This is a genomic window from Bacteroides caecicola (assembly GCF_023337095.1).
Classification (GTDB): domain Bacteria; phylum Bacteroidota; class Bacteroidia; order Bacteroidales; family Bacteroidaceae; genus Phocaeicola; species Phocaeicola gallinarum.
The window spans coordinates 64,955-90,607 of sequence record NZ_JAMBLM010000009.1; the positions used below are offsets into that span (position 1 = coordinate 64,955).

The window sequence follows — 25,653 nt, forward strand, 5'->3', positions numbered from 1 at the left end:
ACTGGCTTATGAAGATTATAGCTGTGGTTGTAACATACAACCGGAGAGAATTGCTGAAGCGGAATATCGGTTGCCTGCGGCAGAATACACCGCTCCATTCCATTGTGGTAGTAAACAACGGCAGTACCGACGGAACGAAAGAGTGGTTGGACGAACAGACGGACTTACGTGTGATTCACCAAGAGAATGTTGGCGGTTCGGGTGGCTTTTATACCGGTATCCGATACGCTTTTCAGGAGGGAGCCGACTGGATTTGGTGTATGGACGACGATGTGTTTCCGCGCCCCGACTGCTTGGAACATCTGCTTCCGCACACTGCCCGTCCCGATGCGGGGATTCTCGCACCGCGCCGGCTGATGGAAGGCAAGATATTCACCAACGATTTCCGGCAGGTCAACCTCACCAATCCGTTCGCATCCATGTATCAGGACAAACTGAAAAAGCAGGTGGTAAATGCTCCCACAGAGATATGCGGCACAGCTTTCGAAGGACTGTTTATCCGCCGGGAAGCGGTAGAGAAAATCGGTCTGCCCAACAAGGAACTCTTTATCTTCTGCGATGATACCGACTACTGCCTGCGCGCGGTATTGGCAGGATATAAAATATGGTACATACCCGATGCGCTGATGGATAAAGAAAAATTCTTTTCAAATGATACGTGGAAAGAGCGCAATCGGAAAAAGAAATGGAAACGATTCTACCAAGTACGTAATGCAGCCTATCTGAACCACCGTTACGGGCGTAACTGGGCGGTAAAATACCTCCGCAGCTTCAATGCCGTATTGGGTTACATGCTGACGGTTCTGCTTACAGCCCCCTTTACCGATGCTTATCGGTTCAGCGACCTTGCCAAATTCTGGAAAGCCTATACCGATGGGGTTAACGAGCGGTTAGGCAAGTATTAACGAGCGGTTTAAGAGCCAAGAAAATTCCTTGCGGTTTGTGCCGCAAAATGCTACGGTTAGTATTTTAAATTCATGCCGATAAACGATGCAGTTCTATTCGGAAGACTGACGACTCTTCCGAATAGAATTTTTGAGCCTCGTGCGGAAGCAGAAAACTCCCTCCGGATGTCACAGCGCCTGCATATCGTTCAGACGCTTGTAATAACCGTTTTTGGCGAGCAATTCCTCGTGCTTGCCGTGTTCCACGATTCTTCCTTCGTAAAGCACGTAAATCTGATTGGCGTTCTTGATGGTCGACAGGCGGTGGGCGATGGCTATCGTAGTACGGGTTTTCATCAGCCGCTCCAGTGCCTCCTGTACCAAGCGCTCGCTTTCCGTGTCAAGGGCAGAAGTCGCCTCGTCTAATATCAGGATTGCAGGATTCTTCAGGATGGCGCGGGCGATGGAAATACGCTGGCGTTGTCCGCCCGACAGACGGCACCCCCGGTCTCCGATGTTGGTGTCGTAACCTTCTTCGCTTTCCATGATGAAATCGTGTGCATTGGCTATCTTTGCCGCTTCGATGACCTGCTCTTTCGTAGCGTTGTCTACACCGAAAGTAATGTTGTTGTAGAACGAATCGTTGAACAGGATGGCTTCCTGATTCACATAGCCTATCAGCGAACGTAAGTCCATAATAGACAAGTCTTTGATATTAACGCCGTCGATAAGAATTTCGCCACCTTGAACATCGTGGAAGCGCGGAAGCAAATCAACCAATGTCGATTTTCCCGAACCGCTTTGTCCTACCAGCGCGATGGTTTCACCCTTGTTGATATGCAGGTTAATATCGTTCAAAACTTGGTGCTGCCCGTTGTAGCTGAACGTGATATGATTGAAATCGATGCCGCTTTTCAGTTCCGATATATGGCATGGATGCTGCTTCTCTACGATGTTGTTCGGCGCTTTCAATATCTTATCCACACGCTCCATAGACGCCAAGCCGCGCGGAATCATATAGCTTGCTTTCGAGAAATCTTTCAGCGGGTTGATGATGCTGTACAGGATAACCATGTAATAGATAAAGGTAGAAGCATCTATCGAAGAGTTATTGCCCAATATCAGCGAACCGCCGAACCACAATACGAAAACAATCAGCACCGTGCCCAGAAACTCACTCATCGGGTGAGCCATCGACTGGCGGGTAGATACGCGGCTCGTAGCGTCGCGGTATTCGTTGCTGCACTTGTTGAAGCGGTTAATCATCTTTTCTTCGGCGGTAAAGGCTTTGATTACGCGCATACCTCCGAGGGTTTCTTCAAGCTGCGACATGGTTTCGCTCCATTTTCCCTGAGCTTCAAGCGACTGACGCTTCAGCTTACGTCCGATCTTTCCCATCAGCCATCCCATTGTAGGCAGTACGAGGATGGTAAACAGCGTAAGCTGCCAACTGATGATAAGCAAGGTGGTGAAATAAGAAATAATCAGGATGGGGTTTTTCAGCAGCATGTCTAATGAGCTGGTTATCGAATTCTCTATCTCCGAAACGTCGCCGCTCATGCGGGCTATGATGTCGCCTTTCCGCTCCTCCGATAAGAAACCCAGCGGAAGATACATTACCTTTGAGTAAACCATCGTGCGGATATCCCTCACGATACCCGTACGGAGGGGAATCATTACTGCCGACGACCCGAAATAACAAGCCGTTTTCAGGAACGTCATCAGCGCAAGAAACAGTCCGAGGAACAGCAGGGTAGTGGCAGGACCAAACGAAGCAATCAGTTGGTTAACGTAATAATAAAAGTTATTGACCGCCGTTTCTTTCAGCGAATCAACCGTCCATTCCCACTCCATGTAAGTATAAACCTGCTCTTGCGCATTGGTCTTAAACAAGATGTTCAGGATAGGAATCAGCAGTGAAAAAGAAAATACATTGAATATGGCCGAAAGAAGATTCAGAACCACAGCCCAGCAAACATATTTTTTGTAAGGCGCGACAAAACGCCCCATGAGTTGGAAAAATTCTTTCATAACGGAGGATGTAACTTCTTGTATTCGGCAAAGATAGTGCAAAATCCGATAGGTAACGTTATGTTGTAACCCATATTTTTTGTAGTTTTGCCCAAAATTGTAACCGCTTGTTTGTAATGAACTTTGCATACCGTATACTGTTTGCATTTCTTTATTTGTTGTCTTTGCTTCCGCTGAGGCTGCTTTACGTTGTGTCCGATATCTTGTTTTTCCCCCTGTTCCACTGGATTAAGTACCGCCGCAAGGTGGTAGAGAAAAACCTTACGGAATGTTTCCCCGAAAAAAGCCCGTCGGAGATACTGAAGATAGAGAAAGATTTTTACCATTTCCTTTGCGATTACGTGGTAGAAGTAATCAAGCTCTTTTCCATATCCCATGAGGAGATGCGCCGGCGCATGGAGTTTGTGGGTCTCGACGAGGTGCGTGCCAACATGGAGCGCGAAGGAAAAAAGTTCTGCCTGCTTTATCTGGGGCATTACTGCAACTGGGAGTACGTGGCTTCGCTGAGCGGCTGGGTATCTGAAATGCACGGCGGACAGATTTATCACCTTATCTATAACCGCGCGTTCAACGAGCTTTTCCTGCACTTGCGCGGACGGTTCGGCGGCGAATCCATCCTGATGAAAGACACGTTGCGCCGCATCATCGAACTGAAACAGCAACCTAAAAAAGTGATGATAGGATTCATCTCCGACCAAGCGCCCAAGATAGAGAACATGAACCATTGGACCACTTTTTTAAACCACGATACATCTTTTTTCATAGGAACCGAACGGATAGGTAAACAAATTGATGCCGCTATTTATTATGTAAGAGTAGAGCGCATCAAGCGCGGATATTATCGGGGGACGTTCGAACTGATGTCGCTTCATCCGAAAGAATATCCCGACTATGAACTGACGGACATGTATGCCCGCCGCTTGGAAGAACAAATCCGCCGCGAACCGGCTTACTGGCTGTGGACGCACAAGCGATGGAAACGTACGAAAGAGCAGTGGCTGGCGTGGAAGGAGAATAAACATAATCCCTAATAAACGATATTTTATGACAATCAATTGCGTGGTTGTAACCTATAATAGGTTAGCCTTATTAAAAGAATGTTTGGATGCGTTAGATAAGCAAACTTATCCCATTCATAAAATAGTTATTGTTGATAACTGTTCAACAGACGGAACAGGTGCTTTTTTAGAGAGTTTGGCTAATCAGTCACGCTATATGATTATCCGTACCACAGAAAATATCGGTGGTTCCGGAGGATTTTCTTTAGGATTGAAAACTGCAGTTTTAGACGGTTGCGATTATGCTTGGTTAATGGACGATGATACGATTCCACAACCCACTGCATTAGAAGAGCTGGTAAAGGCTGTTTCATTGGATAAAACGCCGGGATTTATTTGTAGTAGGGTTAATTGGACAGACGGTACGCCTCATGTTATGAATAAAGCATCGGTTATTCATGAAAATGGGAATCCGGTGAAAGTGACTAAAGGAAATGTATCGGCTTTTCGCTGTAATTTGTGTTCGTTTGTATCGGTTCTTATAAATTCGGAAGCTGTCTACCAATTAGGTTTACCCGTTAAGGAATTTTTTATTTGGTGTGATGATATAGAATACACTTTGCGCATCGCAAGAGCCGGATATCCATGTTTTTATGTTGAAACAAGCGTTGTTTATCACAAAACGGTTTCTAATTATGCTCCATCTATTGATAAAGCTCCGGCAACGATGGCATGGAGGTTTTATTATCAGGCGCGCAACCGTTGTTACATGAAGCGTCAACAAATTAAAGTGAAGTTATTCTTTGTTTTATCTGTACTTAATATGTATCGGGTTTATAAACATCGGATAGGAAAACGTAAGGATAATCATTCTGAAGAGTTTTTGAAGGCAGTAAAAAAAGGATGTATTGACGGATTACATTTTGCCCCTTCCATTGAGTATTTAAATAAGCCTAAATAAATTGTGGTTAATAAACGGAAAGGTCATGGCAGCGATTTTTATCAAATGCTGCGGTTACCGAACAGTAGGGGCGTATCGCATACGCCCTGAATGCGTAAAGTTATCCACGTGGGTGTTTTCGGGCGTATGCGATACGCCCCTACATCGGCGAATGTCGGACATTCGTTAATCGTGCTTTCCGACAATCGGAATCAAACAGCCTGCTCTTTGGGGAAATAACTCTCCATGATGTGTCCGTAGAATGTCTTTTTACCTTCGGGCGTTGTCTTATGAAGTTGGATTTTATATGTTAGTTTGTGGAAATCGTAGTCGGTGCAGAAACGTTTCCATTCGGCTTCGGTGTACTCGTCATTCAGACACTTGCCCAATGGTCCCATTACCGTGATGGGGACTTCCTCTATCATCCGATGGATGGCGGGGATGTACTTGCGGGCGATGGCAAATGTGTAGTCTAACAGCAAGTAATCAATCAGTTTATCGAACCGTTTCCAGTAGCTGATGTGTAGGTCGGCAATGAAAGACGGCAGCAGATTGTTTTTTCCGCACGCCCAAAAGAAACTCGTCCATCCGCCTCGTGACACGTTGTGGTAGATGATGGCAACTCCAGAACGTATCGGACGCATGGATAAACTCATCGATGTTTTTTGCAGGGAGCAGCACGGTGCTGTCCATCCAAATGCCTCCGTGCCGGTGGAGCAACACGGCGCGAAGTATATCCGAAAAATGGGTCAAATCAATAATGCCTTTCTGTTGCTTCTCCACGATTTCGGAAGGCAACGTTACATATTCCTTATAATTTTCGCCCGTTATCAGAATTACCGGATGCGTGCCGGCGTGCATCTTTATCGAGTTGAAGCACGCTTTGGCAATGTCGGGCATGGCATCCGCTCCCTGCCACCAGCATACCCATATCGGCGCGTCGGCTCCGAGAGGACGGCAGTCGTCGTTCGTGCGTCGGGCATAGCGGGCAATCAGTTCCTTGCCTCCGGCTTTGGTTAAAAGGTAATTGATGATATAACGTTGTTTGAAAGAGGCGAAAAATCCTTCGATGCGTTTAAAAAAACGTTTCGTTTTACTCTGTTTCTTTATCATGGCATTATAAATCTGTCATCCGTATGTATTTGGGTTTTCTCAGATGGATGTAGAACGGCAACAGGCGGAAGAAACGCTTGATGCGGTTCAGCGGATTATTTAACGCGCGCTGTCCTTTCCACGGAGTGAGGTCGAGGTAACGGAAATACTCGTTGCGCAGCGGATGCTGGCTGTCGTAATCCCACGGCTTTCGGTTGGTGTAATGCAGGATAACGGGATGCTTCAGACACGCTCCGTATTTCGCGCGCCACGCCTCTGCATCCTGCGGTTTCGGTATCCGGTAAAAAGCGTCCTGTACGTTCCAGCGCAGGTCAACGAATACCTTATGTTTATACAATATGCTGTTTAACAAATCTTGGTCGTTATAGACAATTCTTTCGGGGTATTGGTGGAAGTATTCGATGCAAGCCCGTGCCACATCGTGTTTACGCCAGTACTCCAAGTTAATCAGCAGCACGCCCGCGTTAAAGTAACCCTCTTCCATCGGATATTTCAGTACTTCGTAACGAGGTGCGTCGGTGCTTCCGATGTCCTCTACCGCCGCTACGCCGATACCGTCTAACGGCGTGTTCCAGAACGGGCGTATGTCTCCTAACACCACGATGTCGCAATCCAGATACAGCAGGCGGTCAATGTCGCGCGGCAGCAATTCCGACAAGATACAGCGGTAATACGTAGCCATCGAGATGCGCTTGCTGAACTTGCGGATGGTGAATCCTGCCAGCATTTCGGGCATCGGCTCGTAAAAAAATACCCGGTTGCCGTAGCGTGCAGCAAGGTCGGTCAGTGTCTGCTGTTCCGCAGCCGAAAGTCCGCGCTCAAGAATGTGTACCGAAAAAGTCTCTTCCCGATTGTTCTCAAATAAAGATACCAGCGTTACGGCGCAATGGCACACGTAATTGCTGTCTATGTTACAAGCAATATGTATCATGCCTTTAATAATTCAGGTTTTTGCAAACATAAGAAAAATCTGTGATATAATAGCATGAAACGTCCGGATTTGAACGGACGGGACGCGGACAGGGGAGAGCGCGTCATTTCTTGCGGGCTTTTTTCCGGTCTTTCATGATAGCGTCTTTGTTTTCTATCGCCCATCCTATCAGTGCGTTGATATGGGGCAGCAGCGAGTAAGTGAGCGGGGTCAATGCGTATTCCACTCGCGGAGGAACTTCGGGATATACGGTGCGTGTTACGTAACCGTCTTCTTCCAACGTGCGCAGGGTAAGCGTCAGCATTTTTTGCGATATGTCGGGGATTTCGCGCTGCAACTCCTTAAACCTTACCGGAGATGTGTCTGCCTTGTTGAGCGTATAGATAACCAAAAGCGACCATTTGTCGCACAGACGTGCTAAGATATTCCGTATCGGGCAGTCGGGATATAAGGCGTCTTCTATCATTGTTCTATCCATAATGCATTGTGTTTCATATTACTCTACAAAGGTAAGTAAACTTCTTTTAATCGGCAAAGGTAAACAATCGATTGTGCAGGCTTTCGGCAACGCAATGACGGAAAATTGCCCACGGGCAAGGCTTCGGAAACGGAACTGTTTACCGGCGGTCACGGAGGTACTCCGAAGCCCGAAAAGTCTTTCGGTTAGAAAAATTTTTTCTATTCGAAGCGTGGGGCAGTTCTACCGCATGTGTTACCCATCTCATGCGGTAGCGTAAAAGGGTATGACAAATGGTTGATAATCAGATGTCTTTTTTCAGGCGATACTTTCTGGGGGAGACACCCAGTTCGCGCCGTACATACTTCCCGAAGAAAGAAAGATTGTCGAACCCGGCTTCGTTTGCCACCTCCTTCACACTCTTGTCGTGACCAATACGTGGAAGCATACACCGACTATGCCGTCAAAAGGCGTGAATATCTGCAAGTTACAGGGCGGTAAAACGCTTCGGGTAGAAATTTTATTTTATGCGGATGAATCTCTCTGTTCTATTCGGAAGACTCATTGGTCTGTCGAATAGAAATTTTCATGACTGACAGAAGGGCCTGTTTGAGTTGCCGGATCGGTAAATTCAAACAGGCTTTGATTTTTTTATAGGTATAATAGAAAAATAGTATCTTTGTCCTCAATGATTTACTAATATACACTCATAATGGCGGATAATATTCTTTATAAGTTCCGAAGCGGAAAGCCCATAAAGTTTCTCGACTTCCTGAAAAACTTCATCGGGCTGGCTGTGCCCGACGCATGGTATCGGCATCAGTTAAGCAAGAAATTGGAAAAAGCGCGTCGGCGCGCGGATTACGACTACCTGAAACAGCGTGTAGATTACTACATACGAATCAACACGCCGTGGAAGATTTCAGGGCAAGACAAGCTGGAGCGTTCGCGGAGTTGGATTCACTATACGGGAGCCATCGGCGATTACCGGCGGAAGATGTTTCATACGGCGTATTACTTCGACCAGCACGACGTGACCCGTTATTTCCCGAAACGGCTGCGCTGGAACTTCTGTCCCGGCGACGTGTATTTCACCCCCGACGTACCTACGGTGGTCAAAAGCAGACTGCTGGTGGCTGATAACCAAAATTCGGTGGTTCTGAAGTTAGACAAGCTGCGCCATTTCATGTACGTGCATGACGCGAAGCCCTTCCGTGAGAAAAAAGATTGCGCTATCTTCCGGGGCAAGATTCGTCAGAGCCGCTTGCGCACGGCTTTCCTTACCCGGTTTTTCGGCAATCCGATGTGCGACTGCGGGGTAGTGGGACGGAACGAAGGCTGTCCGGATGAATGGATGACGGCTAAGAAGACCATCCGCGAACATCTGGACTATAAATTTATTATCGCATTAGAGGGAAACGATGTGGCTTCGAATCTGAAGTGGGTCATGTCATCGAACTCACTGGCAGTCATGACGCGCCCCACGTGTGAGACTTGGTTTATGGAAGGGACGCTGATACCCGATTATCACTATGTGGAGGTGAAAGAAGACTTTTCGGACTTTGAGGAGAAGCTCCGCTTCTACATCGACCATCCCGAAAAGGCAGAAGAAATTATCCGTCATGCTCACGAATACGTGTCGCAGTTCCGCGACGATGAGCGCGAAGAATTGCTGCAACTGATGGTTATGGAACGTTACTTCCGCACCAGCGGACAGTTGTAGTTGGAATAAAAAGAAACGCAGGTTCATTCATCCTTTTTTGAAGGTCTTGAGTGAACCTGCGTTTGTTATGTTTACGCACTAAGCTGCGTCGTCCGCGATTACTGCTTATGCTGTTTCGGCTGACGGTGTTCGCGCTTAGGCTGAGCTTCGTTCATGTTTTCAGGTTTCGGAAGCAACACCTTGTGCGACAGTTTGAACTTGCCCGTCTTCGGGTCGATGTCCAACAGTTTCACTTCTATTTCGTCGCCTTCCTTCAGTCCTGATTCTTCAATGGTTTCCAAACGGCGCCAGTCGATTTCAGAGATGTGAAGCAAACCGTCCTTGCCCGGCAAGAATTCTACGAATACGCCGTAAGGCATTACCGAACGAACTTTTCCCATGTAAACCTCACCGATTTCGGGTACGGCGACAATCGACTTAATCATACGCATTGCGTCATCAATGCTCTTCTTGTTCGTTCCGGCCACTTCGATGCGTCCTACTCCGTCTACTTCTTCAATCGTGATGGTAGCTCCCGTTTCTTCCTGCATACCCTGAATAATCTTTCCGCCCGGGCCGATTACTGCTCCGATGAATTCTTTCGGGATAGTCATCGTTTCGATGCGCGGAGCGTGCGGTTTCAGTTCGGCACGCGGTTCGGCGATACATTCGGTCAGTTTGCCGAGGATGTATTCACGTCCTTGCTTAGCCTGAAGCAAAGCCTTTTCCAGAATATCGTATGTCAGTCCGTCGCACTTGATATCCATCTGTGTGGCAGTGATACCATTGCGCGTACCGGTAACTTTAAAGTCCATATCACCCAAATGGTCTTCGTCGCCGAGGATATCCGACAGAACAGCATATTTATCTTCACCGGCATTCTTGATCAATCCCATTGCAATACCAGATACCGGGTTTTTGATAGGTACACCTGCATCCATCAGAGCCAGCGTTCCTGCACATACGGTAGCCATAGATGACGAACCGTTTGATTCAAGAATATCCGAAACTACACGTACGCAGTACGGATAGTCGGCAGGAATTTGTCCTTTCAAAGCGCGCCATGCCAAGTGACCGTGTCCGATTTCGCGACGGCCTACGCCACGCTGTGCTTTTGCTTCGCCGGTAGAGAACGGCGGGAAGTTATAGTGAAGCAAGAAACGTTCTTTGTGCTGGTCGAGTACGTCGTCTACTGTTTTTTCATCCAGTTTCGTACCCAGTGTAACGGTACTCAGTGACTGTGTTTCGCCACGGGTAAAGATAGATGAACCGTGAGGACCGGGCAGCGGGCTTACTTCGCACCAGATAGGACGGATTTCGGTAGTGGTACGTCCGTCCAGACGCTTGCCTTCGTCGAGGATGCAGCGGCGCATTGCTTCTTTTTCCACATCGTGGTAATAACGGTCAATCATCGCTGCTTTTTCTTCCAGTTCTTCTTCTGTGAATTGTGCTTTGAACTCTTCGCAGATAGCGTCGAAAGCATCTTGGCGTTCGTGCTTATTCTTGTTGCCCGAAGCAGCTACGGCGTAAGCCTTGTCGTAACAAGCATCGTGAACCGCCTTGCGCAAGTCTTCGTCGTTTTCCTCGTGGCAATATTCGCGTTTAACTGTCGAGCCTACTTCCTCCATCAGTTCCATCTGCGCTTTACAGTGAACCTTGATAGCTTCGTGGGCACATTTCATGGCTTCCAGCAAGTCTTGTTCCGAAACTTCTTCCATTTCGCCTTCCACCATCATTATATTTTCATACGTAGCAGCCACCATCAAGTCCATGTCGGCTTGTTTCAGTTGTTCGAAGGTAGGATTGATAACAAACTTTCCGTCGATACGCGCTACACGTACTTCTGAAATCGGGCCTCCGAACGGAATGTCGGAAACAGCCAATGCTGCCGAGGCAGCCAAACCTGCCAGCGCATCGGGCATGTCTACGCCGTCTGCCGAGAACAGGATGATATTTACGTAAACTTCTGCATGGAAATTGTCCGGGAAAAGCGGGCGTAACGCACGGTCAACCAAGCGGCAAGTCAGGATTTCATAATCCGAAGCCTTTCCTTCGCGTTTGGTGAAACCACCCGGAAAACGTCCGAACGCTGAATATTTTTCTTTATATTCTACCTGAAGAGGCATGAAATCTGTACCGGGAACTGCATCTTTTGCTGCACAAACAGTAGCCAGCAACATGGTGTTACCCATGCGTAGCATAACAGCCCCATCTGCCTGTTTTGCCAGCTTTCCCGTTTCGAGCGTGATGGTTCTTCCATCACCAAGCTCGATCGTCTTAACAATAGGATTGATCATAAAATTGTGTTTAAAAATTTTTTGTCTAAAAGTACGCGCAAAGATAGGAATTTATTTTGGAGTATCAGGAGGTTACGATATAAAAGTTTCATTTTAAAGTCTTTTTCAGCCGCTTATAGGTGTTTCAGGAGCAAGGAGGAGCCTGATTTTCGGGTTCTGAACAGGGCGAAAAAAACATGCGGATGCGTTGCCCAACGCAAGCGGATGTTTGTGCTTGTCCATGCGGATGCGTTGACCAACTCTTCGGCTTGCGTTTTTGACCCCCTTCCCACAGTTGAAACCTCGTGTCAGTTAACGTATTTTGTCGGGCAAAAACTTTGTGAAATCATGAAAAGCCGTATCTTTGCAAATCGTAATAAACATTTTGTAACAAAACGTTGCATCTTAATGAATTGTATATAAATGAAACGAAATTTTTATATCGTAATGGCGGTATTGGCAGCCGTATTGACGGCTTGTCATAAAGAGCCGGCTTTCAAGGTAGAAGGCGAAGTGACCGGCGCAACCGATAAAATGTTATATTTGGAGCAGAGCGGCTTGAGCGGAATTATCCTGCTCGATTCTGTAGAGCTGGGCAGCAGCGGTTCTTTCTGTTTCGAGTCTCCACGCCCTGCATCGCCGGAGTTTTACCGTCTGCGTGTAGAAAATAAAGTAATCAATTTCTCGGTCGATTCTACGGAAACCGTAACCGTCCATGCCGAATATCCTGCATTTGCCCTGCAATACCGGATTGAGGGTTCGGAAACGAACGAAAAGATTAAAGAACTTACCTTGCTTCAGGCAGAGCTGCAAGACAAGGTAACCCGCTTGGGACGCTCCGGAATCCCGGCTGGTATTGCACAAGACAGCCTGCTGAAGTTAGTCAACGCTTATAAAGACCAAGTAAAGCGCGAGTATATCTTTAAAGGTCCTAACAAGCCTTATGCTTATTTCGCCCTGTTCCAGCAGCTGAACGGCTACATGATTTTCGACCCGCTGACGAGCAAGGAAGACGTGAAATGTTTTGCAGCCGTGGCTACCAGTCTGAACAACCTTTACCCTCACGCCGACCGTTCGCGCAACCTATATAATATGGTAATCAAGGGAATGAAAAACACCCGTGCACCGAAAGTTACGCAGGTGTCGGTTCCCGAAAACATCGTACAGGAGACATCGATTATAGATATCGCACTGAAAGACGTAAAAGGAAACACGCGCCGTCTTACCGACCTGAAAGGGAAAGTCATCCTGATAGACTTTACGGCTTATGCTACTCCGGCATCGGGAGCACGTAACCTCGCCTTGCGCGAACTGTATGATAAGTACGCTTCACGCGGCTTGGAAATCTATCAAATCTCGCTCGATTCAGACGAACATTTCTGGAAAACGGCAGCCGATAACCTTCCGTGGATTTGCGTGCGCGACCCTCAAGGTCCTTATTCCAGCTTCGTTTCGCTTTACGGAGTAACCCAGCTTCCGGCGGCATTTATCGTAAACCGTAACAATGAGTTAAGTTTGCGCGTCGACGAGAAAACCAATTTGGAGGATGCGATTCAAAAATATCTTTAACATGTTGAAAAGCATATACGCAAATACTTGATTAGTATCATAAAAAGGCTTATCTTTGTGCGAAGATAAAGAAAGGAAGGGTTCCGACATATCGAACATGTCGGAATTCTTTTTTGTTTTATAATATAGTAATAACGAATATTTAGGAGGAAAATTATGGCTTATATGTCAGAAGAAGGCTACCAGAAACTGGTTGCCGAATTGAAACATTTGGAATCTGTAGAACGTCCGAAAATTGTGGCTGCCATTGCGGAAGCACGTGATAAGGGCGATTTGTCAGAAAATGCAGAATACGATGCGGCAAAAGAAGCACAAGGCTTGCTGGAAATGAAAATCAATCAGCTGAAAGCTACCATTGGCGACGCCAAGATTATTGATACATCAAAACTCAATGCCGACACCGTTCAGATTCTTACTCGCGTGGAACTGAAAAACGTAAAGACAGGCATGAAAATGGCTTATACTATCGTGTCTGAAAGTGAAGCCAACCTGAAAGAGGGAAAGATTTCTGTTACTACTCCGATTGCACAGGGCTTGTTGGGTAAAAAAGTAGGCGATATTGCAGAAATCACTATCCCGCAGGGTAAAATCAGCCTCGAAGTTACAGGTATATCTTTTTAAAAACATAGCAAGGCAGGTCTGCTTCGTGCAGGCTTGCCTTTTTAATATTTATCACTATGGCAACAATATTCAGTAAAATCATTGCAGGAGAAATTCCCAGCTACAAGGTGGCAGAAAACGAATCGTTCTATGCTTTCCTCGATATTAACCCGTTGGTGAAAGGGCATACGTTGGTAGTGCCGAAACGTGAGGTAGATTACCTTTTCGATTTGAACGACGACGAAGTGGCAGCAATCCATGTATTTGCCAAATCTGTGGCAAAAGCAATCCGGAAAGTCATCCCTTGTAAAAAGGTAGGCGAAGCAGTTATCGGTTTGGAAGTGCCCCATGCACATATTCACCTGATTCCGATACAGAAAGAATCGGATATGTTGTTCTCTAATCCGAAATTGAAATTGAGCGATGAGGAGTTTACCCAAATAGCAGACGCTATCCGTAACGCATGGGAAGCAGACAATACCCTGTAATGTAAGACCAATTTTCCTATTTGAAATAAATAATTCACCCCGAAAGGCGCATATAACGGATTTGTCCGTTGCCTTTCGGGGTGAATCTTTTTTATGTCGGGAAGAATGTTTATGAATATTTTTCTCCGAATTTCATTTCTACATCATTAACAAATTTGCGGATGGCGTTTTGGTCGTCTTTCTTACAAATCAGCAGGGCATTCCCCCGTTCAACTACCAGATACCCTTCTAAATCCTGAATCACGGCAAGTTTATCTTCCGGCATCAGGATGATGTTTTCTTTGCAGTTATATAACAGCGTATTGCTGTTGACGATGACATTTCGGTTTTCATCTTTCGGCGAAGCGTCGTACAGCGAACCCCATGTACCGATGTCTGCCCATCCGAAGTCGCAAAGCTGTACGTAAACATTGTTTGCCTTTTCCATGATGCTGTAATCAATGGAACTGTTCGGGCAGGCACTGAAATCAGGAGTGTCACATTCCACGCGCGGACAAACTTCTGCCATCATTTCATGGAATGCTTGCAGTATCGTATTGACGTGCCAGATGAATATGCCCGAATTCCAATAAAATTCGTTGCTCTGTACAAATACTTCGGCAAATTCGCGTGCCGGCTTCTCGATGAATGTCTTTACCTTATAAAAATTATCTTTTTCTTTTTCGTCTATCTGGATATATCCATATCCCGTTTCAGGATAACTTGGCTTGATGCCTAAAGTCAGCAGTTTACCGGAGTGTGATGCAAATTCCATTCCTTTCAGGATGGCTTGCTTAAATTCGTCCATCTTCAGAATCAGATGATCCGAAGGTGCTACTACAATGGTAGCGTCCGGATTAACTTTTTGGATAACGTGCGACGCATAAGCGATGGCGGGAGCCGTGTTCCGGCGTTCTTCTTCAACAATCAGTCTGCTTTCATCTACTTCGGGGAGCAGATTCTTTACCAACTCTTTGTAATCTCGGTGAGTAGTGATATAAATGTTTTCGGGAGGAATGATTTGTTTATACCGGTCGTAAGTTTGTTGCAGTAACGTGCGTCCTGTTCCGAAAAAGTCAAGAAACTGCTTGGGCAATGCTTTCCGACTGTAAGGCCAGAACCGACGCCCTATTCCGCCAGCCATAATGACACAATAATAATTAATATTGCTCATGGTGAAATCAAGGTTTTCGTTAATCTTTTGCTAAGATAGGGCTTATTTCAGAAAAAGCCATCAGAAGCATTTTAAAAAATGGAAAAATACCCAAAAGTAATGATTGATTAAGCAGTTTTGACTATTTCGGAGAGCAATGTTAAAGATAGAAATACGTATTTCCGTATGCGCGTATCGCCGGATAGAAGAAAGCGCGAACATAGCTGGCTATTCCTTTCTGGCGCGGATAGAAGTAGATATGTTGTTTGTACTTCATACACAGGCGGCAGAGGCGCAGGAAGCTCAGCACATCTCGTTTCAGCATCAGGTGGCTCAGCGTATGGGGAAGGGCGAATTTCGGGTCGGAGGTGCGGTGTTCGATGTATCCGTAGAAAAACTTCCATGTAGGCAGGAGCTGCTGTTCGCGGTATTTGCGTATGCCGTAAACGTAGGGTTGCCATGTGGGTTTCGGCGGAATGTGGGAGGCATACCGTTCCTTGAGGCAGGTCATGGCGGAAGCATTGTGAGGGCGATGCCAGTTTAAGGGACGGTCTACGCATACGATTCCCCTGCCTAAATGGGCGTTTACCGAGAGCCACCAGTCGTAAACGATGTGTCCGTCCCATTGGGCGAATACATCCTGTAAGAAATCCCTGCGTATCAACATGCTGTGTCCGGGCGTACTGTCGTAAAAGAGGAGGTAGGAAAGCTCGTAGCAGGGAGTGACCGTCTGCATCGAACCGTCTGTCCGGTAAGTGCTTCCCGTATGGTAGGCAGATATGCAGATGTCGTGTCTGCCGATGGTTTCCGCTTGCTTCTGTATCTTTTCGGGATACCAGATGTCATCTTGGTCGGCAATGGCAACAAAGTCTCCCGTGGCTTTTGATAGCGCATCTTGGAAGTTGCGGTTAAATCCCAAGTTCTGCGTGTTCCGGTGAAAGCGGATGTACGGATAGCGTTGGGCATATTCCGTCACGATTTCGGCTGTGTGGTCGGTAGAGCAGTCATCTTGAATAATCAGTTCGTGTATGGGGTGGGTTTGTGTTACGATAGAGTCTAATTGCTCGCGTAAGAAAACCTCTCCATTATACGTACACATTACGACAGAAACGGTCTTCATAATCTATATGTCTATGTCTTCTATTATATGTTTATGCTTTCTTTTTCAATAAATATTGCAGGCTCTCTTTAAACGTTACCGAGCCGCTCGCCCAAAGGATAATGGTATAAAGCGCGGCGGCGGAAAGTATTTTGGCAAGAGCCAGCAGGTAGATATTTTCTATCGGGCGGGTGATGAACGCCACGCCTGCCATGACTGCGGCGGCGATGATGCCGAACGAGAAAATATCTTTCAGGGCGTAGAAGAAGCCGAGGCGTATCTCGCGCCATACGAAGTAATGCCACACGCCGAGCCATGCTATGTTGACCGCTACATACACCGCAAGCATCGTGTGGATGCCGTAAGGGTAGAGCAGGTACATGGTTATCAGTTGCACCATTCCTTGTGCGATGGTGTTCCACATAAAGATATTCGATTTCCCTTTGCTGATAATCAGATTGGTGTAGAGGTTCGTTACGGGGATGAACGCGCCGCCTACTGCCAAGAGTTGCAGGATGTGTGCGCTGGGCAGCCATTTGTCGGTGATGGCGATGGTGATGAGTTCCGGAGCCACGAGCGACAGCCCTAACATGGCGGGAAACGACATAAACGCCGTAAATCGGAGCATCTTCCGGAATACCCGTTGCTGGCGGCCGGTGTCGTCAGACACTTGGCGCAATACCGGCAATGCCACGCTGTTTACCATGCCGCTGATGAGCGAGTGCCCCATCAGGTTCCATTTGTTAGCCTGATTAAACTGTCCTACTTCCCGTTCCGAGTAGTAACGCCCCAAGATGATGGAAAACAGGTTGTTGTTGATGTGTGTAAAGATGTTTGTTACCAATAGCTTGCTGCTGAAACCAATCATTCCTTTCAGCGGACGGAAATTAATGTTCCACGTGGGACGCCACGGCGAAAAGTAGAGGTAGCAGAGATTTACTGCCGCCACGTAAACGATGCTTTGGGTGGCGATGCCCCAATAAGAAAAGCCTGTAAGGGCTAACACGACTCCTGCTATTCCGGAAACCGTCAGTGCGATGATAGAGGTCAGCGCCTTTTGTTTCACCATCAGGTTACGGAAAAGGTACGCGCTGTGTGAGATGCCTAAACTGGCTATCAGGAAGCCTAAAAACGAGTAGCGCGCCAGCGGAACCAGAACCGGCTGGTTATAGAAGCCGGCGATGAGCGGAGCGCAGAAAAACAGAATCAGATAGAGCGCGAGGCTCACGCCCGAACAAAACCAGAACACGGCGTTATAATCTTCGTGGCGTATGTCTTTCTTGTTTACTAATGCGGCGGTAAAACCGCTTTCTTGCAGCGAGCCGGCTATCAGCGAGAAAACGCTGAGCATACCCACCATGCCGTAATCGGTGTCGTTGAGGATGCGCGAGGTGATGATGCCGAATATCAGGTTCAGCAGTTGCATCGCCCCGTTGTTGATGCCTCCCCACAGGAGGCCTTTGGCAGTTTTGTCTTTCAGCGAGCGTTCCGGCATGGTGGGTTTTCAGCAAATCATTATTTTACTTCGCTTCCGGGCTTCACCTCTTTCAGCAGCGAAGTCACGGCGAGCGATCCGTCGAAGTTTTCGGCGCTCAGTATCATACCCTCGCTCACTAATCCGTTCTTGAATTGGCGCGGGGCAAGGTTGGCGATGAACAATACCTGTTTGCCTACCAGCTCTTCGGGCTTGTAGTGTTGGGCGATACCGCTCACGATGGTGCGGTTTTCCAGTCCGTCGGCAATCTTGAATTTCAGGAGCTTCTTCATCTTGGGCACGTTTTCACACTCCAGTACCGTACCTACGCGGATGTCTAACTTCTCGAAGTCTTCGAACGAGATGACGGGCTTAATCGGGTTTGCCTTGTAGTTGGCAGCCTCGTTAGCCTTCTTCGTGTCGAGCAGCTTTTGTACCTGAGCCTCGATTACGCTGTCTTCTATCTTCTCGAACAGCAGTTCCGCCTTGCCCAACTCGTGTCCGGTAGGCAGCAGGTCGGTACGTCCCAACTGTTCCCAGTCGAAGCTGTCTAAGTTCAACATCTTGCGCAGTTTTTCCGAACTGAACGGCAGGAACGGTTCGAAAGCGATGGAAAGGTTAGCCACTAATTGAAGTGCGATGTTCAGGATGGTAGCCACGCGGTTCATGTCCGTTTTGGCGAGCTTCCACGGTTCGGTGTCGGCAAGGTACTTGTTGCCGATGCGTGCCAAGTTCATTGCTTCCTTCTGTGCATCGCGGAACTTGAATACGTTAAGCAGCTTTTCTACTTCCGTCTTTACGTCGGCAAATTCTTTCAGCGTCTCGCGGTCGTAGTCGGTCAGTTCGCCGCAGGCAGGCACTTTCCCGTCGAAATACTTGTGGGTAAGCACCATCGCGCGGTTCACGAAGTTACCGTAAACGGCCACCAGCTCGTTGTTGTTGCGTGCTTGGAAGTCTTTCCACGTAAAGTCGTTGTCTTTCGTTTCCGGAGCGTTGGCAGTCAGCACGTAGCGCAGAACGTCTTGCTTGCCGGGAAAATCGCGCAGGTATTCGTGCAGCCACACCGCCCAGTTGCGCGAAGTCGAAATTTTGTCGCCCTCCAAGTTCAGGAACTCGTTTGCCGGTACGTTGTCGGGCAGGATGTAACTTCCTTCGGCTTTCAGCATGGCAGGGAACACGATGCAGTGGAACACGATGTTGTCTTTTCCGATGAAGTGTACGAGGCGGGTTTCAGGGTCTTTCCACCATTTTTCCCACGAGTCGGGCAGCAGCTCTTTCGTGTTCGAAATGTACCCGATGGGCGCGTCGAACCATACATATAATACTTTTCCTTCAGCTCCCTCTACCGGAACGGGGATTCCCCAGTCCAAGTCGCGGCTCACGGCGCGCGGTTGCAGCCCCATGTCGAGCCAGCTCTTACACTGTCCGTACACGTTCGGCCGCCACTCCTTATGGTCTTCCAGAATCCATTTGCGCAGCCAGCCCTCGTGCTTGTCGAGTGGCAGATACCAGTGTTTGGTTTCTTTCATTACCGGTTTGCTTCCGCTGATGGCACTCTTCGGGTTAATCAGTTCGGTAGGCGAAAGCGTGCTTCCGCATTTCTCGCACTGGTCGCCGTATGCGCCTTCGGCATGGCAGCGCGGACATTCTCCCGTAATGTAGCGGTCGGCAAGGAAAGTATGCGCCTCCTCGTCGTAATACTGTTCCGAGGTCTTTTCGATAAACTCACCCTTGTCGTACAGCTTGCGGAAGAAATCGGAAGCCGTCTGGTGATGAATAGCCGAACTGGTACGTCCGTACACGTCGAACGAGATGCCGAACTCCTTGAACGAATCTTTGATAAGCGTGTGGTAACGGTCTACCACGTCTTGCGGCGTAACGCCTTCTTTCTTGGCGCGGATGGTGATAGGCACACCGTGTTCGTCCGAGCCTCCTATGAAGAGCACGTCTTCTTTCTTCAGGCGCAGGTAGCGCACGTAAATGTCGGCAGGCACGTAAACCCCTGCCAAGTGTCCGATATGAACCGGTCCGTTAGCGTAAGGCAGTGCCGAAGTAACGGTGGTTCGTTTGAATTTCTTTTCCATATATTATATAAGAGTTTTGATTGCTTGGGTGTTTCGGTTACGTTGCGTTTGCAAAGTTAGTGATAATTTGCGACCTTTTTCCGCATCGGCAGACAAAAATAGCACCTCCGGAGCGGGGTAAAAATTCATGCGGATGCGTAAGCCGGTTCTACCGCAAGCGTTACCCGGTTCTACCGCATGTGTTGGGCAACGCATCCGCTTGCGTTTTCGGGTGTTCCGCAGGCTGTCCGAAGCCTATGGTTTGGGGCGGGAAATTGAGGCGGATGAGGCGGGTGTGCAAAGTCCGCCCGACAGTATTTTTACGCTTTTCTTTTTTTGTCTTTTCATATTTTTCTTTAAATAAAGAACAGTTGGAAGTTGTTGATTTGTAGGTTAATACATTTGATTTGTCAATACGTAAACTTAAATATACGCTTCGACAAACAGCAATGTATTAGCATAAGTTACATTTGTCCCCTGAAATCTTTGAAATAGGGGCAAAGACTGTTCGAAGCGAACGCAGGGAGACAAAAAGAAGCTATCTGATGTAAGCAACCAATCTCCATTTAGCATAAGATATTAAGTTCTCCTTCTTTCCTGTCAAACTGCGTTCCTTTTCTTTTACAGCACGCTTGCCGGATATGCAAAGATAGCAAACATAAAATAGAAGCAAAAGGTAAAGAATACATTATTAACTTTCTTAAATTATCTTTTTTTATGAACAAAAAATTTGTAGGTGCTCTTCTGTTGGGTAGTCTCATCATGGCGGGCGGAACATTCACCGGATGTTCTGATTACGATGATGATATCAACTCAGTAAACGAGCGTGTAGATGAAGTGAGAAGTACTTTAGAAGCACTTCAAACACAAGTCAACGAAGGTGCTACTATCAGTGGTGTAGAGAAAACCGACAACGGTGTAGTCGTTACGTTGAGCGACGGAACTACTTTCGAATTGACGAACGGTAAAGACGGCGCTGATGGTGCAGCCGGTACTCCGGGTTCGGTTATTACTATCGGTGAGAACGGTAACTGGTTTATCGACGGTAAAGATAGCGGATGGCGTGCACAAGGCGAAAAAGGTGAACAGGGAGAACAAGGTCCTGCAGGTCCTCAAGGTCCTCAGGGAGAACCGGGAACTCCGGGTTCAAGTGTAGCTGGTGGTATTTATTACTATCCGGGTACTGAAGGCGAATTTGAAGGTTTCTGGGTAAAAGTTGAAATCGACGCTGAAGGTAACAAAACTGAAACTAATTCAGGAGTTGCTTGGACGAACCCTGTTGCAGGCGGTGTTTCTGTTGTATGGGATATTTACAATGAAACTTTGACTGTTGACGGAGTAGAAGGTGGCGAAACTGTAGTTATCAATTTGAGCAGAATCCTGAAAGCTTTGGTATTTGCTCCTGAATTGTATCTCGACGGAGTTGAAGCTACTAAATATGAATACCTTGATGGTAACTACGTAACTTTGGAAGGTCAAGTTGCCGGAGACTATTTCGATGAATATACGCAGAAAGTAGTTCGCTATAATATTCCTGATTTGAACAGTCCGGTTGCTGCTGGTGCTTATACCATTGGTTCTAAGGATGAAGTGGTTTACCACATGAATCCGTCAAGCGCTGCTGAAGATGATTACAACTATCGTTTCTTGTATGACAATCCGGAATACATCTCAACACGTGCTAACGGTGCCGGCGTAACGGTTAACTTCCTTGACAAGGAAAAAGTAGATGGTGATTTGAAGGTTACTTACCAACTTGAAAGCCCGGAATTGCTGGCAGGTAAGGGTGGTGAACATACCGAATCTTCTAACATTTCTGTAATGGCTCTTGAAGCACAGACTAAGAATGCAAGCGAAGAAAAGACCATTACTTCTGACTATGCAGCTCTTGTTCCGGTAGTTGAATCGCTGAAAGCCATTGCATTCATCGACCATTCTACAAACGAAAATCCGGCTTGCCCGAAAGATTTGTATAATACCGGTCAAGAAGCAGTAGAAAATGTTGCTACTTTGGATTGGGAATACAACGGTGGAACATTGGATTTGAGCCAACTGTTGCAAGTTCACTACTTGTCTCAGAACTGGACTTTGCCAACTTCAGGCGTACACATGAGCATGGGTTACGACGAAGTTGTTAACAGATATGGTTTGAAATGGCAATATCAAATGTTACCGTACACTGTAGGTACAAACCAGACTTCTGAAAGCATGTACGGTATGGTTAACCAGAACACCGGTGAATTTACTCCGTGTATGGTAATCGGTGAAACTGATGATGAAGGTAATCCAACCGGAAACGGCGAGATTACACAGCAACCTATTGGTGAAGGTTCTGAAGAAGGTGTTTCTGCTATCGGTCGTCGCCCGGTTGTTCTTGTTACATTGGAGAATGCAGCAGGCGATATCGTTTTGGCAGGATACATTAAGATTAACATCACTCGCGAAATGAACGAAACAGGTGTAGTAGTTGACAGCTGGGAAGCTCCTTATGTATGCGACGGCTTCAGCAATACATTCTCTTGGGCAGACATGAGCGATGAAGTAATCGAAATGTTGCACATGAGTGTAAGCGACTTCCGTGATGCTTACTCAATGGTTCCGGGTGAAACTTACATCAAGGACGCTAACAACGAAATGCAGTTGGTATCAAACAACATCTATGGTGTAATGATAGAACACAAAGATGCTCAAGTTCCGACAACGAATGATGTAGTTGAATGGGCTGGTGGCTTGACTGAATTGAACAATATCCTTGCAGCTACTCAGAACGGTGAGTTTACATTGTATGCTAAGTTCATCACTAACAAAGACGGTGGTATCAACCATGTATATGTTGGTATGACTATCAAGGTGGTTGAAAAGCCCGAAGTTACTTTCGAAGAAAGAATCGACCGCTATTGGTATCCTGAAAGCGTGGCTAAGGAAGATAGAGACACTATACGTATGAATGTACCGCGTCCTACCAATTCAGGCATTGCTTCATGGGATGTTATGAATTACTTCAAAGACATCGATGAATACTATGTAGGAAACCAAGTTCAGATTATTCAGCAAACGCAGCAACAGCACTATGATTTGGCTACTTTAGGAACGAATTATTACTTCAGATTTGCGGATACTCAGGACGATATCGTTGCTCCTGATGGAACTATCTACGATTTGACTATAAATTCAACAGGTTCTATATTGTATGCTAATAATACTGTAATTGCTAAGATTGATCCGGCAACAGGCGTTTTGGATTATCAAGACAATGCAATAGCTAAAGAAGTATTGAACTTGTGGGGTCATGCTTATCCTAACACTTATGCAAAAGTAACCCTTGTTGCTACTTACGATGATTGTGACCTGCCTTTGGCTGACGAAACATTCAATGTACGCTTCTTGCGTCCGCTGGATATTCTTCCGGGTAACGATGCTAACTTCATCGATGCACAGGCTAACGGCTCTACAGTAATCGTAGGTGACTTGTTCGGATTGTCTGACTGGCGTGATCAAGTATTGATCGTTGGTACAAGCGGTGCTTATACATCGGCTGTTGAAAACGGATGTCCGTTGTATGATTACTACCACATTAAAAACATGAAAGTTCTTTTGGACGAAGTTACTTGTAATTTGAACGGTTCATGGAATCTGTTATCAAGTGTTGCTCCTGCAGTAGAATTGTCTGTATTCGATGCAAGAAGTGGTAGCATCCAAACAAGCGGTGTTGCAACTGTTGACATCAGCGGTGTAAGAGAATTGAATACTTCTTCTATCACTTACAGAAACAACGAAGCTAACGTTCGCGACTTCGATATGATTATCCCGGTTGAAATTGAATACGCTTGGGGTACATTGAAGGGCGAAATCAAGGCTCATGTTGATGCTACAATGGCTAATGAATAATAATCTTCCACGATTATAATCTAAATATAAAAGGTGTGCCCCGTATTGGGTACACCTTTTATTGTCTTAACGAATCATTATGAATAAAGTAATAAAATCAATCTTGTTTGTCACTGTGGCAGGTTGCCTTGCCTCGTGCGGCGGAGGAAAAGAAAAAGAAGCCGCGCGCCCCAAGTCATTGGGCGATGCGAAAGCCGAGTTTGCGGCTACACTTACCGCTGCCGACACATCGGCAGTGAAAACCCAAGCTACACGCTGCATGGAGCTGCTGAAAGCCGATAGCGTAGAACAGGCTATCGACATGCTTTATACCGTCGACGGTACGAAGCTCCGCAAGCTGTCCGACGAAGAAAAAGCAAACATGAAAAAACGTTTCACCCGTTTCCCCGTGGTAGATTATGCGTTCGAGTATCTGGCATTTGCCACTCAAGGAAACAACGATATGAAATATACTACGTATTCTCGCCTGCGTGCGGCAGATGAAAGACCGTCGAAAGGTGTTTCGCTGATGTTTAACCCCGTCCGCATAGACGGACAGTGGTATCTGGCGATAAAAACCGCAGGACAGGGAAGCAAGGAAATCAAAACCCTTGCCGGCGACAGAGCTTTCGCCCCGGCAGAGGTTACTTTTTAAGGGAATCGTTTAACCTTTAAATGAATGTCTGTCATTCATGTTTTCGGGCGTATGCGATACGCCCCTGCATGGGTGAAATGCGATATTCATAAACCTTTAAAACCATATAATTATGAAACTAAGAAGAGACTTAACCGCATTGGTGCTCGGACTGTGCGTTTCGGGTACGGCATTTGCACAGACCACCGACACGTCGAATCTTCGTATCAAGGAAGAAGGAAAAACCGTGTTTAATCCGCATTGGTACATGCAGGTACAGGCGGGCGCGGCGTTTACCAAAAGCGAAATCAAGTTTGGCGACATGATTTCACCGGCTGCTGCCATTTACGGAGGCTACCAGTTCACCCCGCTGTGGGGACTTCGTGCCGGCATCAGCGGATGGCAGGCAAAGGGTGCTTGGGTGTGTCCGCAGCAGATTTATGATTACAACTACCTGCAAGGAAACATCGATGCCACATTGGATTTGAGTGCGCTGTTCTGCCGCTACAATCCCGACCGTGTGTTCAACGCCTACCTGTTTGCCGGAATCGGCTTGAACGGTGCGTTCAACAACGACGAGGCGGTAGCGATAAACGACGCGGGCAATACGCTGGCATACCTCTGGCGGGATAACAAGTTCAACGTGGCGGGCCGCATGGGACTCGGTACGAATATCCGCCTGAGCAAACGCCTTTACTTCAACCTCGAAGTAAACGGAAACGTACTTTCCGACAAGTTCAACTCGAAGAAGGCAGGAAATGCCGACTGGCAGTTCAACGCTTTGGCGGGATTCACCATCAAGTTCGGCAAGACCACCCGCAAGACCGAGCCGGTTTATTACGACCCGGAACCCGTTCCCGCTCCTCCCGCAGAGCCTAAGGAAGAACCGGTAGTGGAACAACCCGCACCGCAGCCGGTAGTGGAAAAGGTTACGACCACCGAAAACGTATTCTTCCGGATTGATTCGGCAACCATCCGCGAGAGCGAACAGGGCAAGGTGGACAAGCTCGCCGCATTCATGAAAGAACATGCCAACTGCAAGGTAACCATCTGCGGCTATGCCGACAAGCAGACAGGAACGGCGGACTACAACCTGCAACTCTCAAAGAAACGCGCCGAAGCTGTTGCCGCTGCACTGAAGGCGCAAGGTATTGAAGCCAACCGTATAACGGTAGACTATAAAGGAGATACGGAGCAACCGTTTGATTCTGCACGCCAGAACCGCGTAAGCATCTGTATTGCCGAATAAACATTTCTTTATCATGATGGGCGCGAGTGCGATGCGATATCGGATTCGCGCCAATTTATTTTTACTACGAAACGTTGCATACATGAAGCCGATTCGTTACCTTTGCTTTTCAGGGATATCCCGTTAACCAAGCTAAAAATAAAAAG

At 47.1% G+C, this 25,653-nt stretch carries 19 protein-coding genes and 1 pseudogene; 10 read left to right on the forward strand and 10 right to left on the reverse strand.

Annotation, left to right across the window (positions count from 1 at the left end):
* Positions 1-8: 8 nt before the first annotated feature.
* On the forward strand, positions 9-905 hold the full coding sequence (locus M3085_RS10100; RefSeq protein WP_191710133.1) for a glycosyltransferase family 2 protein: 897 nt from the start codon (positions 9-11) through the stop codon (positions 903-905).
* A 168-nt stretch (positions 906-1,073) separates the two neighbouring features.
* On the opposite strand, the gene M3085_RS10105 is transcribed toward M3085_RS10100, so the two are convergent.
* The gene (locus M3085_RS10105; RefSeq protein WP_178255769.1) at positions 1,074-2,915 is read right to left on the reverse strand and encodes an ABC transporter ATP-binding protein; all 1,842 of its coding nucleotides are present in this window, start codon (positions 2,913-2,915) and stop codon (positions 1,074-1,076) included.
* Positions 2,916-3,031: 116 nt separating this feature from the next.
* Between M3085_RS10105 and M3085_RS10110 the strand changes: the two genes are divergently transcribed.
* Entirely contained in the window at positions 3,032-3,946 is a 915-nt protein-coding gene (locus M3085_RS10110; protein WP_191710134.1) for a lysophospholipid acyltransferase family protein, read from the forward strand.
* Between the two features lie 13 nt (positions 3,947-3,959).
* Positions 3,960-4,874 (forward strand): glycosyltransferase family 2 protein, encoded by a 915-nt coding sequence (locus tag M3085_RS10115; protein ID WP_204499332.1) that lies wholly within the window; start codon positions 3,960-3,962, stop codon positions 4,872-4,874.
* 191 nt (positions 4,875-5,065) lie between these two features.
* On the opposite strand, the pseudogene M3085_RS10120 reads toward M3085_RS10115, so the two are convergent.
* The 4 genes and pseudogenes from M3085_RS10120 to M3085_RS10135 all read right to left on the reverse strand — a co-directional run bounded on the left by M3085_RS10120 (position 5,066) and on the right by M3085_RS10135 (position 7,802).
* Positions 5,066-5,966, reverse strand: a pseudogene (locus tag M3085_RS10120) (capsular polysaccharide synthesis protein).
* A gap of 4 nt (positions 5,967-5,970) precedes the next feature.
* Entirely contained in the window at positions 5,971-6,897 is a 927-nt protein-coding gene (locus M3085_RS10125; protein WP_191710137.1) for a glycosyltransferase family 8 protein, read from the reverse strand.
* Between the two features lie 103 nt (positions 6,898-7,000).
* On the reverse strand, positions 7,001-7,375 hold the full coding sequence (locus tag M3085_RS10130; protein ID WP_249052943.1) for a winged helix-turn-helix transcriptional regulator: 375 nt from the start codon (positions 7,373-7,375) through the stop codon (positions 7,001-7,003).
* Positions 7,376-7,658: 283 nt separating this feature from the next.
* Entirely contained in the window at positions 7,659-7,802 is a 144-nt protein-coding gene (locus M3085_RS10135; protein ID WP_410554569.1) for a helix-turn-helix domain-containing protein, read from the reverse strand.
* 264 nt (positions 7,803-8,066) lie between these two features.
* Between M3085_RS10135 and M3085_RS10140 the strand changes: the two genes are divergently transcribed.
* Positions 8,067-9,077, forward strand: coding sequence for a glycosyl transferase family 90 (locus tag M3085_RS10140; protein ID WP_178256067.1), 1,011 nt, complete (start codon positions 8,067-8,069; stop codon positions 9,075-9,077).
* A gap of 98 nt (positions 9,078-9,175) precedes the next feature.
* Here the strand turns inward: M3085_RS10140 and pnp are convergent, their stop codons facing one another.
* The gene (gene pnp / locus M3085_RS10145; RefSeq protein WP_191710141.1) at positions 9,176-11,353 is read right to left on the reverse strand and encodes a polyribonucleotide nucleotidyltransferase; all 2,178 of its coding nucleotides are present in this window, start codon (positions 11,351-11,353) and stop codon (positions 9,176-9,178) included.
* Positions 11,354-11,755: 402 nt separating this feature from the next.
* Between pnp and M3085_RS10150 the strand changes: the two genes are divergently transcribed.
* The 3 genes from M3085_RS10150 to M3085_RS10160 all read left to right on the forward strand — a co-directional run bounded on the left by M3085_RS10150 (position 11,756) and on the right by M3085_RS10160 (position 13,989).
* Complete coding sequence (locus M3085_RS10150) at positions 11,756-12,901, forward strand: redoxin domain-containing protein (RefSeq protein ID WP_204499339.1); 1,146 nt, start codon at positions 11,756-11,758, stop codon at positions 12,899-12,901.
* Between the two features lie 156 nt (positions 12,902-13,057).
* Entirely contained in the window at positions 13,058-13,522 is a 465-nt protein-coding gene (gene greA / locus M3085_RS10155) for a transcription elongation factor GreA (protein WP_178257244.1), read from the forward strand.
* A 56-nt stretch (positions 13,523-13,578) separates the two neighbouring features.
* Complete coding sequence (locus M3085_RS10160) at positions 13,579-13,989, forward strand: HIT family protein (RefSeq protein WP_178257245.1); 411 nt, start codon at positions 13,579-13,581, stop codon at positions 13,987-13,989.
* Positions 13,990-14,098: 109 nt separating this feature from the next.
* On the opposite strand, the gene M3085_RS10165 is transcribed toward M3085_RS10160, so the two are convergent.
* The 4 genes from M3085_RS10165 to metG all read right to left on the reverse strand — a co-directional run bounded on the left by M3085_RS10165 (position 14,099) and on the right by metG (position 19,778).
* A complete protein-coding gene (locus M3085_RS10165) occupies positions 14,099-15,142 on the reverse strand; it encodes a mannose-1-phosphate guanylyltransferase (protein ID WP_249052944.1) in 1,044 nt (347 codons plus the stop codon).
* Positions 15,143-15,281: 139 nt separating this feature from the next.
* Positions 15,282-16,241, reverse strand: coding sequence for a glycosyltransferase (locus M3085_RS10170; RefSeq protein ID WP_249052945.1), 960 nt, complete (start codon positions 16,239-16,241; stop codon positions 15,282-15,284).
* A gap of 31 nt (positions 16,242-16,272) precedes the next feature.
* Positions 16,273-17,715, reverse strand: a complete 1,443-nt coding sequence (locus tag M3085_RS10175) for a lipopolysaccharide biosynthesis protein (protein WP_249052946.1) — start codon at positions 17,713-17,715, stop codon at positions 16,273-16,275.
* Between the two features lie 20 nt (positions 17,716-17,735).
* The gene (gene metG / locus M3085_RS10180) at positions 17,736-19,778 is read right to left on the reverse strand and encodes a methionine--tRNA ligase (protein ID WP_178257249.1); all 2,043 of its coding nucleotides are present in this window, start codon (positions 19,776-19,778) and stop codon (positions 17,736-17,738) included.
* Between the two features lie 696 nt (positions 19,779-20,474).
* On the opposite strand from metG, the gene M3085_RS10185 reads away from it, so the two are divergent.
* From M3085_RS10185 to M3085_RS10195, 3 genes are all read left to right on the forward strand, one after another.
* On the forward strand, positions 20,475-23,645 hold the full coding sequence (locus tag M3085_RS10185) for a PL29 family lyase N-terminal domain-containing protein (RefSeq protein WP_249052947.1): 3,171 nt from the start codon (positions 20,475-20,477) through the stop codon (positions 23,643-23,645).
* A gap of 79 nt (positions 23,646-23,724) precedes the next feature.
* The gene (locus M3085_RS10190; protein WP_204499349.1) at positions 23,725-24,279 is read left to right on the forward strand and encodes a hypothetical protein; all 555 of its coding nucleotides are present in this window, start codon (positions 23,725-23,727) and stop codon (positions 24,277-24,279) included.
* 112 nt (positions 24,280-24,391) lie between these two features.
* Entirely contained in the window at positions 24,392-25,507 is a 1,116-nt protein-coding gene (locus M3085_RS10195; protein ID WP_204499351.1) for an OmpA family protein, read from the forward strand.
* Positions 25,508-25,653 lie beyond the last annotated feature (146 nt).